12 protein-coding genes and 1 riboswitch are annotated in these 13,720 nt (G+C 62.4%); all 12 genes read right to left on the bottom strand.

The genetic code is table 11. The annotated features are described in order from the left end of the window. Positions 1-17: 17 nt before the first annotated feature. The 12 genes from purD to SDD30_RS03550 all read right to left on the bottom strand — a co-directional run bounded on the left by purD (position 18) and on the right by SDD30_RS03550 (position 13,716). A complete protein-coding gene (purD, locus tag SDD30_RS03495; protein ID WP_434073551.1) occupies positions 18-1,283 on the bottom strand; it encodes a phosphoribosylamine--glycine ligase in 1,266 nt (421 codons plus the stop codon). Between the two features lie 15 nt (positions 1,284-1,298). After that, positions 1,299-2,840 carry a bifunctional phosphoribosylaminoimidazolecarboxamide formyltransferase/IMP cyclohydrolase gene (gene purH / locus SDD30_RS03500; protein ID WP_434073552.1) on the bottom strand — a complete coding sequence of 514 codons (1,542 nt, stop codon included), beginning with the start codon at positions 2,838-2,840 and terminating at the stop codon, positions 1,299-1,301. Between the two features lie 30 nt (positions 2,841-2,870). Further along, complete coding sequence (purN, locus tag SDD30_RS03505) at positions 2,871-3,488, bottom strand: phosphoribosylglycinamide formyltransferase (RefSeq protein ID WP_434073553.1); 618 nt, start codon at positions 3,486-3,488, stop codon at positions 2,871-2,873. Between the two features lie 18 nt (positions 3,489-3,506). Then, the gene (gene purM / locus SDD30_RS03510) at positions 3,507-4,556 is read right to left on the bottom strand and encodes a phosphoribosylformylglycinamidine cyclo-ligase (protein ID WP_434073554.1); all 1,050 of its coding nucleotides are present in this window, start codon (positions 4,554-4,556) and stop codon (positions 3,507-3,509) included. Positions 4,557-4,594: 38 nt separating this feature from the next. After that, on the bottom strand, positions 4,595-6,034 hold the full coding sequence (gene purF, locus SDD30_RS03515) for an amidophosphoribosyltransferase (protein ID WP_434073555.1): 1,440 nt from the start codon (positions 6,032-6,034) through the stop codon (positions 4,595-4,597). Continuing rightward, on the bottom strand, positions 5,998-8,199 hold the full coding sequence (gene purL, locus SDD30_RS03520) for a phosphoribosylformylglycinamidine synthase subunit PurL (protein WP_434073556.1): 2,202 nt from the start codon (positions 8,197-8,199) through the stop codon (positions 5,998-6,000). The genes purF and purL overlap by 37 nt, the downstream gene beginning before the upstream one ends. Continuing rightward, positions 8,189-8,899, bottom strand: coding sequence for a phosphoribosylformylglycinamidine synthase subunit PurQ (purQ, locus tag SDD30_RS03525; RefSeq protein ID WP_434073557.1), 711 nt, complete (start codon positions 8,897-8,899; stop codon positions 8,189-8,191). Before purQ ends, purL begins: the two co-directional genes overlap by 11 nt. Before the next feature lie 174 nt (positions 8,900-9,073). Continuing rightward, positions 9,074-9,340 (bottom strand): phosphoribosylformylglycinamidine synthase subunit PurS, encoded by a 267-nt coding sequence (gene purS / locus SDD30_RS03530; RefSeq protein WP_434073558.1) that lies wholly within the window; start codon positions 9,338-9,340, stop codon positions 9,074-9,076. Between the two features lie 266 nt (positions 9,341-9,606). After that, the gene (purC, locus tag SDD30_RS03535) at positions 9,607-10,323 is read right to left on the bottom strand and encodes a phosphoribosylaminoimidazolesuccinocarboxamide synthase (RefSeq protein WP_434073559.1); all 717 of its coding nucleotides are present in this window, start codon (positions 10,321-10,323) and stop codon (positions 9,607-9,609) included. A gap of 41 nt (positions 10,324-10,364) precedes the next feature. Next, positions 10,365-11,660, bottom strand: a complete 1,296-nt coding sequence (gene purB / locus SDD30_RS03540; protein ID WP_434073560.1) for an adenylosuccinate lyase — start codon at positions 11,658-11,660, stop codon at positions 10,365-10,367. Beyond that, complete coding sequence (purE, locus tag SDD30_RS03545) at positions 11,657-12,181, bottom strand: 5-(carboxyamino)imidazole ribonucleotide mutase (protein WP_434073561.1); 525 nt, start codon at positions 12,179-12,181, stop codon at positions 11,657-11,659. The genes purB and purE overlap by 4 nt, the downstream gene beginning before the upstream one ends. A 391-nt stretch (positions 12,182-12,572) precedes the next feature. Beyond that, positions 12,573-12,675, bottom strand: a riboswitch (purine riboswitch). 747 nt (positions 12,676-13,422) lie between these two features. Then, positions 13,423-13,716: a hypothetical protein gene (locus tag SDD30_RS03550; RefSeq protein WP_434073562.1), complete on the bottom strand. Its 294-nt coding sequence runs from the start codon at positions 13,714-13,716 to the stop codon at positions 13,423-13,425. Between the last annotated feature and the right edge of the window lie 4 nt (positions 13,717-13,720).

Below are 13,720 nucleotides of genomic sequence, written 5' to 3' on the forward strand. Positions count from 1 at the left end.
CCCCTCGTTGCTAGCTTCTAGCGAGCAGGCAGCGCCCGGCGGCCGATGTCGCGGCGGTAGTGCATACCGGGAAAATGGATGCCTCTGATACCGGCATAGACGCGCGCCAGGGCGGCCGGTAAATCTTCGCCCCGGGCGGTGACACAGAGGACCCGGCCCCCGGCCGTTACTACCCGGTTGTCCGCCAGGGCGGTGCCGGCGTGAAAGACTTCCACCCCGGCCGGTACCTCCTCCAGCCCGATAATGGGCTCGCCCTTCCGGTAAGGCCCGGGATAACCGCCGGCCGCCAGGACCACCCCGGCGGCCGCACCCGGGTACCATTCTACTTCCTTCCCGGCCAGCTCGCCGCGCACGGTTGCCAGCATCAGCTCTACCAGGTCGCTTTTCAGAAGCAGCACCAGCGGCTGGGTCTCCGGGTCGCCGAAGCGGCAGTTGAATTCCAGGACTTTAGGGCCTTCCCGGGTCAACATCAGCCCGGCGTAAAGGACACCCCGGTAGGGGTGGCCAGCCGCAGCCATAGCCTGGATCACCGGCCGGAGAATGGCCTCCTCTACCTGACCGGCTATGGCCGGGGTGTAAAAGGGGACCGGCGCATAGGCCCCCATACCGCCAGTATTGGGACCCGTATCCCCTTCCCCCACCCGCTTGTGGTCCTGGGAAGGCAGCAGGGGTAAAAGCGTCTCCCCGTCGCAGAGGGCCAGGATGCTGACCTCTTCCCCCTCCAGGCGCTCCTCGATGACCACCCTCGCCCCGGCAGCGCCGAACCGGCCGCTGAACATATCCCTTACCGCGTCCTGGGCTGTAGCCGGATCTTCGGCCACCACCACCCCCTTGCCGGCGGCCAGGCCGTCGGCCTTCACGACTACCGGGCCGGGATGGGCCTCCAAGTAAGCCAGGGCCGCCCCGGCCGCTGTAAAGGTAGCATGGTGGGCGGTAGGGATGCCGGCCCGGAGCATCACTTCCTTGGCGAAGACCTTGCTTCCTTCCAGCCGGGCCGCCGCCCGGGAGGGGCCGAAGATCGGTAGGCCCGCTTCCTGGAAGGCGTCGCCAATACCGGCCACCAGGGGGGCCTCGAGACCGACAACGGTGAGATCGATAGCTGCCTGGCGGGCGAAGCCTATCAGGCCAGCGACATCGTTTGCGTTTATAGGAACGCAACTTGCCAGCCGGGCGATACCCGGGTTGCCCGGGGCGCAGTAGATTTCCGTAACTCCAGGGCTTTGGGCGATTTTCCACACCAGGGCGTGTTCCCGCCCGCCGCCGCCGACTACCAGGACGCGCACCTGACACTACCCCCTTTAATGACGGAAGTGGCGGACGCCGGTAAAGACCATGGCTACTCCGGCGGCGTCGGCTGCCTGGATGGATTCCTCGTCGCGGATGGAGCCGCCGGGCTGGATAATAGCCGTAATGCCGGCTGCAGCCGCCTGTTCCACGGTATCGCCGAAGGGAAAGAAGGCATCGGAGGCCAGGACGGCCCCCTTCGCCCGGGCCCCGGCCTGCTCCAGGGCGAGGCGCGCCGCCCCCACCCGGTTCATCTGGCTGGCGCCTACCCCCAGGGTGACACCATCCTTTGCCACCACGATGGCGTTGGATTTGACGTGCTTGACCACCTGCCAGGCGAAGAGGAGGTCTGCCATTTCCCCGGCTTCAGGTTGACGGGTGGTTACCACCTTGAGGTGTTCAGGGTCGAGGATATGGTAATCCGGCTCCTGGACCAGGAAGCCGCCGCTGACGGGCCGGACCAGATATTCCTGGGTATGGTAGCCGGCCCTGGCGCCGGCAGCCAGGAGGCGCAAGTTGGCTTTGCTTTTCAGGATCGCCAGGGCCTCCGGGGTAAAGGACGGGGCAATGACTGCTTCCAGGAAGATCTCCGCCACGGCCCCGGCCATTTCGCCGTCCACCGGCCGGTTGCAGGCGACGATGCCCCCGAAGGCGGAAACCGGGTCGGCGGCGTAGGCCAGGCGGTAAGCCACGGCCGGGGTAGCGGCCCGGGCGACGCCGCAGGGGTTGGTATGCTTGATGATGGCCACCACCGGCTCCTTAAAGTCGCAGGCCAGGTTCCAGGCGGCATCCAGGTCCATGAGGTTGTTATAGGAAAGCTCCTTGCCCTGGAGCTGCCGGGCCCCGGCCAGGCTGCCGGCGGGCGGGGCCGGCAGGCGGTAGAAAGCGGCCCCCTGGTGGGGGTTCTCGCCGTAGCGCAGGTCCTGGACCTTTTCCCCGCTGAGGACGAAGCTGGCCGGGAAGGCTTCTTCATGGCGGATTAAGCGCTGGAAGTAGGCGGCAATGGCCGCGTCATAGGCGGCAGTATGGGCAAAGGCGGCTGCCGCCAGGCGCCGCCGGGTGGCCGGGCTGACGGCGCCCTGTTCCCGCAACTCGGCCAGCACCTCGCCGTAACTGGCCGGGTTGACGACCACCGCCACCCGCTCGTGGTTTTTAGCCGCCGCCCGCACCATGGCCGGGCCGCCGATGTCGATATTCTCGATGGCCTCTTCTGGAGTCACGCCGGGCCGGGCGATGGTCTCCCGGAAAGGGTAGAGGTTGACCACCACCAGGTCGATGATCTGGATGCCCTGTTCCTGGAGCTGCTCCTGGTGTTCCGGGGTCGGCCTAGCCAGGATGCCGCCGTGGACCCGTGGGTGCAGGGTCTTCACCCGGCCGTCGAGGATCTCCGGGAAGCCGGTAACAGTCGCTACCGGGGTGACAGGCAGGCCGACCTCAGTTAACGTTTGGGCCGTGCCGCCGGTGGAGATGAGCTCCCAGCCCAGGTCGACAAGGCCGCGGGCGAATTCCACCAAGCCAGTTTTGTCGGCAACGCTAAGCAGCGCCCTTGGTGCCATATGTAAATCAGCTCCTTTGAAATGAGATTTTTACGCCTTCACCCTGACCCGGCGGCCCTGGAGTTCTACCCGGCCCTCGGCGATCCATTTGATAACCTCGGGGTAGAGGCGGTGTTCCTCCACCAGGATACGGGCCGCCAGGGTTTCCGGGGTATCGTCGTCTCGGACCGCCACTACTGCCTGGGCGATAATGGGGCCGGTATCGGTGCCAGCATCGACAAAGTGGACGGTACAGCCGGAGTATTTGACGCCGTAATCCAGGGCCTGGCGCTGAGCGTTAATCCCCGGAAAGGCCGGCAGCAGGGCCGGGTGGATGTTGATGACCCGCCCCGGGAAGTGGTCCAGGAAATCCTGGCTAAGGAGGCGCATAAAACCGGCCAGGACCACCAACTTGACGCCCTCTTCCTTTAGGGCCGCCGCCAGGGCCCGGTCGTAGGCTTGCCGGGCAGGGAAAGCACCAGGCGCCAAGCTAAGGGCCTTTAGCCCACGTTGCCGGGCCAGGTCCAAGGCCCGGGCCTGGGGCCGGTCGCTGATCACTACCTGGATGCGGGCCGGCACCTCCCCGGCCTCGATGGCGTTGGCAATGGCTTCCATATTGCTCCCCCGGCCGGAGACCAGAATGCCGAGAGGTAAGGGTGACGCAACCATGGGCTTTACTCCTCCCTATTATAAACCAGGCACGAATTCTACTTCCCCCTGGCCGGCTATAACCTCACCCACGACAAAAACCTTCTCGCCGGCGGCCTCCAGCCGGGATTTTACCCGGCCGGCGTCACCAGCAGCGACTACCACCAGCATGCCCAGGCCCATATTGAAGGTGCGGTACATTTCCGCCTCGGGCACTCGGCCGGCGGCCTGGATGAGCCGGAAGATGGGCGGCACCGGCCAGCTGCGCCGGTCCAGGCGCAGGCTACAGCCCGGCGGTAGGATCCGGGGCGGATTCTCAACGAGCCCCCCGCCGGTGATGTGGGCCAGACCCTTGATTACTCCTTCTTGCAATAGGGGTAAAATACTGGCTACATAGATCCGCGTCGGTTCCAGGAGCTCTTCCCCCAGGGTACGACCCAGTTCCGGCAGTAACTGCTCCAGGGAATAGCCGGCTTCGGCCAGTAAAACCCGCCGCACCAGGGAGAAACCATTAGAGTGCAGGCCGCTGGCGACCAGTCCCAGGACTACCTGCCCGGGCCGGATACCCCGGCCGTCCAAAAGGTGTTCCCGCTCGACAACGCCCACGGCAAAGCCGGCCAGATCGTATTCGTTTTCCGGGTAAAAACCCGGCATCTCCGCTGTTTCGCCGCCAATCAGGGCGCAGCCAGCCTGGCGGCACCCCCCGGCCACCCCAGCAACGATTTCGGCCACCTTTTCCGGCACCATCTTCCCCACCGCCAGGTAGTCCAGGAAGAATAGGGGCTCGGCACCCTGGACCAGGATATCGTTGACGCACATGGCCACGGCATCGATGCCAATGGTGTCATGGCGGTCCAGGAGAAAGGCGATTTTCAGCTTCGTCCCTACCCCATCGGTGCCCGCCACGAGTACCGGCTGTCGATAGTGCCCGGGTTCCAGGGCAAAGAGGCCGCCAAAGCCGCCCAGGTCCCCCAGCACCCCGGGCCGGAAGGTCCGGCGGACGTGCTCCTTCATTAACTCAACCGCCCGGTTGCCGGCGGCGATGTCCACGCCGGCGGCAGAGTAGGTGAAGCCTTCGCTAGCCACCATTACATCTTCCTCCGCAAATAGAATTCTTACCCTCCGCATCACCCTTCCAGGCTATATTTGGTAGCCTCCTCCGGGGAGGGGATGGGAATGGGGTAGCGGCCGGTAAAGCAGGCGGCGCAGAATTCCTCCGCCCCCCGTTTTACCGAACTGAAGAGACCCTCCAGGCTCAGGTAGTGGAGGCTGTCGGCGTCGACGTGGCGGCGGATGTCCTCCAGGGTGTACTGGGCGGCAATGAGCTCGCCCCGGGCGCTGGTGTCAATACCGTAATAACAGGGGTGAAAGACCGGGGGTGAAGCCACCAGCAGGTGCACCTCCCGCACCCCGGCCTGGCGCAGCATGGCTACGATCCGCCGGCTGGTGGTCCCCCGCACCAGGGAGTCATCAATTATGATTACCCTTTTATCTTTTAAAATTGGCTTGATGGGATTAAGTTTCAGGCGTACCCCCAGGTCGCGCATCTCCTGGGTGGGCTGGATGAAGGTGCGGCCGACGTAGCGGTTTTTCATCAGCCCCTCCACAAAGGGCAATCCGGCCACCTCGGCATAACCGGCGGCGGCGGCGATACCCGAGTCGGGCACCGGTATAACGGCGTCGGCCGCCACCCGGTATTCCCGGGCCAGGTTGCGGCCCAGTTCCCGCCGCACCAGGTTGACGGTCTCCCCGTCCAGGGTGCTGTCCGGCCGGGCAAAGTAGACGTATTCAAAGATACAGTGGGCACGGTGGGGGGCCCGCGGTCCTTGGAGGGAGCGGACCCCCCGGCCGTCGATGATCACGATCTCCCCCGGCTCCAGGTCCCGGATAAAATCGGCCCCCAGGGTATCCAGGGCGCAGGACTCCGAGGCCAGGATCCAGTCTTCCCCCAGCTTGCCCAGGCACAGGGGCCGGACGCCGTGGGGGTCGCGGACGCCGATGAGCTGTTCCTCCGTCATGACCACCAGGGAGTAGGCGCCCCGGAGCTCTTCCTGGCAGAGGCGCAGGGCTGCTTCGATGGGCTCCTGGCTGTGACGGGCGATGAGGTTGACGATAATCTCGCTGTCGGTTGAGGACTGGAAAATGGAGCCACTGGCTCCCAGATCCCGCCGCAGCTCGCTGGCATTGGTCAGGTTACCGTTATGGGCGATGGCCACCATGCCCCGCAGGTAGCGGAAGACCAAGGGCTGGGCGTTGACCAGGGAACTGGCGCCGGTGGTGGAGTAGCGCACGTGGCCGATGGCCAGGTCACCCTTCAAGGTCCGCAAGTTGTCCTCATTAAAGACCTCCGCCACCAGGCCCATACCCTTGTGGACGGCGATGTGGCGGCCGCCGGCTACGGCAATGCCGGCGCTCTCCTGGCCGCGGTGCTGCAGGGCAAAGAGGCCATAATAGGTAAGGCGCGCCACGTCCCGGCCCGGCGCGTAGATGCCGAAGATACCGCACTCCTCGTGCCAGGGCGTCCCTCCCCTCACCGGGCCATTAAGGCCGGTATGCTCTCCCGCCATGTTTTCTCCATCTCCCCAGGGCTAAGACTAATGATCTTTCTACCGTTAACCTGTATAACCAGCTCCCGGCCGCCGCAGCGGCCGATGGGCGCCGCCGGTACGCCCTGCTCCCGGGCCAGGTCCAGGACCCGCGCCACCGTCGCCGGCTCCACCGCCAACAACACCCGCGACTGGCTTTCGCTAAAAAGGAGCCAATCCGGCCGCAGCTCGCCCGCCAGGGCCACCTCGGCCCCCAGGCCTCCGGCCAGGACACTCTCCGCCAGGGCCACGGCCAGACCACCCTCGGCACAGTCGTGGGCGGCCGTCACCAGGCCGGCGGCGATGGCCGCCCGGACCAGGGCCTGGACGGCAGCCTCCCGCTCCAGATCCAGGGCCGGGGGTTGCCCGGCCACCAGGCCGTGGACTGCGGCCAGGTATTCACTGCCGCCCAGCTCCGAGTAAGTCGCTCCCAGCAAGATTATAACGTCCCCCTCCCGCCGGAAACCCATGACGCAGCGTTTTTCGATATCCGGCAGCAGGCCGACCATGCCCACTACGGGCGTAGGATAGATGGCCTCGCCCTCGGTTTCATTGTAAAAGCTGACGTTGCCCCCGGTGACGGGGGTTTGCAGGACCGCGCAGGCCCGGCTCATACCGGTTACCGCCTGGTAAAACTGCCAGGCCACCTCCGGCTTTTCGGGATTGCCGAAGTTGAGGCAATCGGTGATGGCCAGGGGCCGCGCGCCCACGCAGGCGAGGTTCCGGGCCGCCTCGGCCACGGCGATGGCCCCGCCCCGTTCCGGGTCCAGGTAGCAGTAGCGGCCGTTGCCGTCCACCGTCAGGGCCAAACCTTTACCGGTTCCCTTGAGCCGCAGGACGGCGGCGTCGCCCCCGGGCCCGGCCACCGTGTCCGTGCGCACCATATAGTCATACTGGCGGTAAACCCATTCTTTACTGGCCAGGTTCGGCGCCGCCAGCAACTGCAATAGCACCTGGTTGTAATCCTCTGGTTCCGGCAGGTGGCCCAGGTCCCTGGAGTGGACTTCGTCCAGGTAGGCCGGCCGGCGGCGTTCCCGTTCGTAGAGGGGGCACTGGTCCGTCAGGGCCTGGGCCGGTACTTCAGCCACCACCAGGCCGTTTTCCTTGATGCGCATCAGGCCGTCGTCCGTTACCCGGCCGATAATTACCGCTTCCAGGCCCCAGCGCCGGCAAATGGTCCGGATTCTCTCTTCAGCGCCCCTTTTGGGCACCAGGAGCATCCGCTCCTGGGACTCCGACAGCATGACCTCATAGGGGGTCATGCCCTCTTCCCGCCGCGGCACCAGGTCGATGTCGATCTCCATGCCGGTACCGGCCCGGGCCGCCATTTCGCAGGAGGAGCTGGTGATCCCGGCGGCGCCCAGATCCTGCATGCCGATGATTAAATCTTCTTTAATAATATCCAGGCAGGCTTCAATGAGGAGCTTCTCCCGGAAGGGGTCGCCCACCTGGACGGAAGGCCGCCGCTCCTCCGAGGCCTCACTCAGCTCCTCAGAAGCGAAGGTGGCGCCGTGGATGCCGTCCCGGCCGGTGCGGGCGCCTACCAGCATGACGCTGTTGCCCACGCCGGCAGCCGTGCCTCGGCGGATATCCTTTTGCTCAATGAGGCCCACGGCCATGGCGTTGACCAGGGGGTTGCCGGCATAGGAAGGCTCGAAGTAAACTTCCCCGGCCACCGTGGGCAGGCCCAGGCAGTTGCCGTAGAAGGCGATACCCCCCACCACCCCGCTCATGAGGTAGCGGGTGCGGGGGTCGTCCAGGGGGCCGAAGCGTAAAGAATCGAGGACGGCAATGGGCCTGGCCCCCATGGCAAAGATGTCGCGGACAATACCCCCCACCCCGGTGGCCGCCCCCTGGAAGGGTTCGATGGCCGAGGGGTGGTTGTGGCTCTCGATTTTAAATACTACGGCCTGGCCATCACCGATATCGACTATGCCGGCGTTCTCCCCCGGCCCCTGGAGGACCCAGGGGGCCTTCGTCGGGAACATCTTTAACACCGGCCGGGAATTCTTATAGCCGCAGTGTTCGGACCACATGACGGCAAACATGCCCACTTCTACGTAGTTGGGTTCCCGGCCCAGAATGGCCCTAATCTTCGCAAACTCCACGTCTGTCAGGCCCATCTGCCGGTAGACTTCAGGCTCCAAGACGCTTTCCCCCCTGCCACCAGTCAATAATAGAAGCTAACAATTCCCGGCCATCGGTGCCGCCTAGAATACCTTCGGCGCAGCGTTCCGGGTGGGGCATCATCCCCAGGATATTGCCCTCCCGGTTGCAAATGCCGGCGATATTGCCCACCGAGCCGTTGGGGTTGGCCGCCGGCGTCACGGCGCCGTCCGGGGTGCAGTAGCGCAGGACCACCTGCCGGTTGGCCTCCAGTTCGGCCAGAGTGGCGGCGTCGGCGTAGTAATTACCCTCCCCGTGGGCAATGGGGATGCGGATGACCTGCCCCTCCCGGAAACGGTTGGTAAAGGGCGTGGCGTTATTCTCCACCCTCAGGTGGGTCCACTGGCAGCGGAACTGGAGGCAAGCGTTGCGCTGCATGGCCCCGGGCAGAAGGCCGGCCTCCAGGAGGATCTGGAAACCGTTGCAGATGCCCAGGACCAGGCCCCCGGAGCGGGCAAAATCGATGACCGCCGGCATAATGGGGGCAAAGCGGGCAATGGCCCCGGCCCGCAGGTAGTCGCCGTAGGAGAAGCCCCCGGGCAGGACCAGACAGTCATACCCCGCCACCCGGGTGTCGCCGTGCCAGAGGTAGTCTACCGGCTGGCCCAGGACCCTGCCCAGGGCGTAGTGGACGTCCTGATCGCAGTTGGAGCCGGGAAAGACGATGACGCCAAATTTCATGGCTGTTCCTCCGTATATGAGATGTGAGAGGTGGGAAGTGAGGGGTGGGAGGCTGGTCGGAACTGGCTAAAGCCAGTTCCACATTTCCAAATGGAAACCCCTCAGGCCTTCAAAATCACCTGGCTCCCGCCGTTTTTAGTATTCGCTGGCGGGACTCAGCCCCCCGGGAGTAAATCAGGATGTGAATGCGCCGGTAACCTCCTCCAGCGAGTAGCGGTACTCCTCGATTACCGGATTAGCCAGGAGGCGCCGGCACATCTCTTCGACCTGCCGTTCTACCTCCGCCCGGTCATCCCGGTCCAGCCGGACTTCCAGATATTTACCGACGCGCACCGCAGCAACGCCGGCATATCCCATAGCTTTAAGACCCCCGGCTACAGCTTCACCCTGGGGGTCGAGGACGCCAGGCTTCAGGGTGACGTGAATTTTAGCCAGTAACACAGACGCTACACCTCTTCCACAGACGGATATTAGTGGAACAACCCCGTTAATACTGCTGGCGGTACAGGCTCCGGCTCCAGTGGTTTTCGGCTAGCAAACTTAACGCTCAGCCTTGCTCCCCCATCCCGTTCACCGCCGCCTCGCTACGGCACAGCTCGAGTTTGCTGACGCCTCAAACCAAAGTCGCCTTGCGCCTGTACACGCCAGCACCTATACGCCACATCTGCTATTTCATATGCCTTTCTGATGCTACCGCGCAAACAGCCCTAACCGCACAAGCTTTCTACCCGGCGCAGGACTTCCTCATAGGCATCCTCTACGCCGCCCAGGTCGCGGCGGAAGCGGTCCTTGTCCAGTTTTTCGCCGCTGCTACTGTCCCAGAAACGGCAGGTATCAGGGGAGATCTCGTCTGCCAGGAGAACCCGGTCATGATAGAGGCCGAACTCTAGTTTGAAATCTACCAGGACCAGGTTGGCCGGTTGCAGGAATCCCGTCAGTAGCTCATTAACCTTCCAGGCGTAGCTTTCCATTTCTTTAATCTGGGTAGCGGTGGCCAGTTCCAGGGCGGCAATGTGGTAGTTATTAATCATGGGGTCATGGAGTTCATCGGATTTATAGTAAAACTCCAGCACCGGGCGCTTGAGGACTGTCCCTTCTTCCAGGCCCAGGCGTTTGGCCAGGCTGCCGGCGGCGATGTTGCGGGCTACCACTTCCACCGGGATGATCTTGACTGCCTTTACCAGCATCTCCCGGGGACCGGTCTGCTCGATAAAGTGGGTAGGGATGTCCTGGCCGGCCAGCATGGTAAATAACAGGGCCGACAGCCGGGTGTTAATTTCCCCCTTGCGGGCGATGGTGCCTTTTTTCAGGCCGTCAAAAGCCGTGGCGTCGTCTTTAAATTCCACTAAATAACAATCCGGGTCGTCCGTCCGGTAAACCTTTTTGGCTTTACCCTCATAAAGTAATTCTCCCTTAATAAGCATGGCAGCTCGCTCCTTTTGAAATTTCTATACCGGTCCCGGGGTTACTCCAAACCGGCGCGGCGGAAGATGTAGTCCACATGGCGCAGGTGATAGTCGTAATCGAAAAGTTCCTCGACTTCCTGCGGGTCCAGATGGGCCTTGATGTCTTGATCTTTGAGGACCAGTTCTTTAAAGGGCTGGTGGGTCTGCCAGGCCTGGAGGGCGTTGCGCTGCACCCAGGCATAGGCCGTCTCCCGCAGGACGCCCTTGTTCACCAGGGCCAGGAGGACCCGCTGGGAAAAGACCAGGCCGTGGGTGGCCTCCAGGTTGCGGCGCATATTCTCCGGGTAGACGTTGAGACCCCTGATAATCCCGGTGAACTTCACCAGCATGTAGTCCAGCAGGATAGTGCTGTCGGGGATAATTACCCGTTCCACCGAGGAGTGGGTCAGGTCGCGCTCGTGCCAGAGGGCGATGTCTTCCATGGCGGCCAGGGCGTTGCCCCTTAACACCCGCGCGAGGCCGGCCACCCTTTCGGATAAAATAGGGTTGCGTTTGTGGGGCATGGCCGAAGAGCCCTTCTGGCCTTTAGCGAAGGGCTCTTCCACCTCCAGGATGTCGGTGCGCTGGAGGTTGCGGATCTCCGTGGCCATTTTCTCCAGGGAACTGCCGATGATGGCCAGGGTGGCCAGGAACTGGGCGTGGCGGTCCCGCTGGATGATCTGGGTGGAGACGCCGGCGGGCTGGAGACGCAGGCGCCGGCAGACGTGTTCCTCCACCCGGGGGTTAATGTTGGCGAAGGTACCCACGGCGCCGGAGATCTTGCCCACGCTGATCATCTCTTGGGCCTGTTCCAGCCGGGCGAGGTGGCGGTCCACCTCCATAACCCACAGGGCCATCTTGAGGCCGAAGGTGGTGGGCTCAGCGTGGACACCGTGGGTGCGGCCGATCATCAAGGTGTACTTGTGCTCCCGGGCCTTTTCTACCAGCTCGGCCCGTAGATCCCGGAGGCGCTGTAAGAGCAGGCCGGCGGCGTCCCGCATCTGCACGGCCAGGGCCGTGTCCAGAACGTCGGAGGAGGTCATCCCCAGGTGGATGTACTTGGAGGCGTCGCCCACCTTTTCCGCCACTGCCGTTAGAAAGGCCAAGACATCGTGGTGGGTGGTGGCTTCGATTTCGTTAATGCGGTCAAGGTTAAAATCAGCTCTGGCCCTAATCTCTTCCAGGGCCGCCGGCGGGATCCGGCCCAGCTCGGCCCAGGCCTCACAGGCGTAGATCTCAATAGCCAGCCAGGTGCGGAACTTGTGCTCTGCTTCCCAGATCTTCCCCATTTCCGGCAGGGTATAGCGTTCAATCATTTCCGTTCCTCCCCCAAATAACCTTTGATTCCCCGTTGCGTCAGCCGGGCGTCTTTGGCCGCCACCTCGCGGGCCAGTTCTTCTTTATAGGCCGCCAGGCGTTCCCGGAGGGTCCCATCGTTGACAGCCAGAATCTGGGCTGCGAGTATCGCGGCATTGGCCGCACCATCGATGGCCACAGTGGCCACCGGGATACCCCGGGGCATCTGGACCATGGCGTAAAGGGAATCGACGCCGCCCAGGGCCGCCGTATGGATGGGAACGCCGATGACCGGCAGGGTGGTCACTGCCGCCAGGACGCCGGCCAGGTGGGCCGCACCCCCGGCGCCGGCGATCAAGACCTTGAGCCCCCGGCCGGCTGCTTTGCGGGCGTATTCCAGAGCGGCGTCGGGGGAACGATGGGCGGACAGGATTTTAACTTCATAAGGGACCTGGAAGCGGTCCAGCATAGCCGCCGCCCGAGCCATAATAGGCAGGTCGGAGTCGCTGCCCATGACAATACCTATATGTACAGGATGCATCAAATTCCTCCTTTTCCTTAAAATTTAGCATCTATTACATCAAGCAGCTTTATGCTCTTTGCCATCTACTCCTGTTTAAATATAGTTTAACTCCCGGTCCGGTTCATCTCCACTTCATCTCCGCTTCTGCTCCCATTAATGAGCATAGAGATCATAAAGTATAATTTAACTCTTATTTCCACCTCTTCCCAGTAACCCCTCCTGAAAATAACGTGCTTTCGTCCATTGCTGGTGCCGCCTGGCGGCCTGGGTGTCTTGTAAACTAAAGAACCCAGGCCAGGGTAGGTCGCGCAACGCTGAAACCTACCCGCCTGGGTTTTTGTCCCTCCGGTGTAGCACGAAAGTGCCTGTACCACTCGGACCTGGCCGCGGCAGCCCCCGCGCGGAACCCTGAGGTACACTTTCAGGCTGTAGCCAGGGCAATTTACGGTTGCCCGGTAGAAACCCGGAAGCCCTATTCCCCCGGTTATACAGACCATTTCCTTATTCTCTTTTCGCCCCCATAATAGCAAAAGGGGTGGTAGCTGTCAATAAGTTTTCGCGCCATAACGTTCCAATCATGAAATTTCCCTTTCACCGCGAAGCTTAAACGGGCTCATAACAGGGTCGTAATCATTCCATCTTCTTCTACGTACATCCTCATCGAGGAGGCTCCAGTCAGTGCTGTTCCCGTGGGAATCGGTTCGGCAATCCAAACCTCCAGGCGTGGATATTCCGCACTGATCGGTTAGAATGAAACGGTCATGCATCGTTTCTGAGTCCCGTAGTGATTCCCACAGAAAAACCTTGAAGCGATGACCGTCTGCTGCGATCAGTGGGCGGAGTTTCTGATCCCATGCATCCAGGTAATCGCTGACGGTGCGGCCGTCCGGTTTCTGATTTCGGTATTCCGCATGGATGTGGATACGGCCCTGGAGCCTGGCATATCCCCTTTGACCCATGACGTTTGAGCAAATTGTAACGGTGTCAAAATAGCGGGACTCATGGGAATTCAGCCAGGGATCAATCAGGGAGAGCGATTTTGCATAACGCAAGATTGGGGTAAGTGCTGCTCGATAATCAGCAGTGGACTTTGTTAAAGTAAAAGTACGCTGTCGTCTCCTATCCCATTGGGGCGAATCCAAGGCACCGAGAAACTCGACAAAGGCGCCACATTCCTGGTCACAGGAGTCCATAAGAATTTGGCTCAATATAATTCCATGAAAGGGAATTCGCCGATGGGAATCTAATGCCAGGTTGAGTCAATCCAGATCAGATGATGGATCGCCACTCATGCATTTCGGGTGGCGGACCAGGCGGTGCCGGTCATGCAGGACCTTCAGGCAGGTCATGACCTTGTCTTTCAATGTAGGAGGGAGCGTAGAAACCCTTGCTTCGGTGACATGGCGTAGCCAGCGATCTTTATGGAGATTCGCTAAGAGCCCGTTTTCCGCAATTCCTCGCAGAAGTTCGACCAGTACGATGCCGGCCGTGCCGTCCGTATTTACTCTGGATGCGTCGAACAAATCTGGTGTCATGGCGAATTCATACAGCACAGGC

The sequence above is a fragment of the Moorella naiadis (nom. illeg.) genome, assembly GCF_051020825.1.
In the GTDB taxonomy this organism is placed as follows: Bacteria; Bacillota; DSM-521; order Neomoorellales; family Neomoorellaceae; genus Neomoorella; species Neomoorella naiadis.

What these genes read in the sequence shown, in the direction of transcription:
- purB (WP_434073560.1), bottom strand. Translation starts at nt 11,660, where the DNA reads ATGATTGAACGCTATACCCTGCCGGAAATGGGGAAGATCTGGGAAGCA.
- purM (WP_434073554.1), bottom strand. Translation starts at nt 4,556, where the DNA reads ATGGTGGCTAGCGAAGGCTTCACCTACTCTGCCGCCGGCGTGGACATC.
- purQ (WP_434073557.1), bottom strand. Translation starts at nt 8,899, where the DNA reads ATGAAATTTGGCGTCATCGTCTTTCCCGGCTCCAACTGCGATCAGGAC.
- purH (WP_434073552.1), bottom strand. Translation starts at nt 2,840, where the DNA reads ATGGCACCAAGGGCGCTGCTTAGCGTTGCCGACAAAACTGGCTTGGTG.
- purF (WP_434073555.1), bottom strand. Translation starts at nt 6,034, where the DNA reads ATGGCGGGAGAGCATACCGGCCTTAATGGCCCGGTGAGGGGAGGGACG.
- purC (WP_434073559.1), bottom strand. Translation starts at nt 10,323, where the DNA reads ATGCTTATTAAGGGAGAATTACTTTATGAGGGTAAAGCCAAAAAGGTT.
- purE (WP_434073561.1), bottom strand. Translation starts at nt 12,181, where the DNA reads ATGCATCCTGTACATATAGGTATTGTCATGGGCAGCGACTCCGACCTG.
- purN (WP_434073553.1), bottom strand. Translation starts at nt 3,488, where the DNA reads ATGGTTGCGTCACCCTTACCTCTCGGCATTCTGGTCTCCGGCCGGGGG.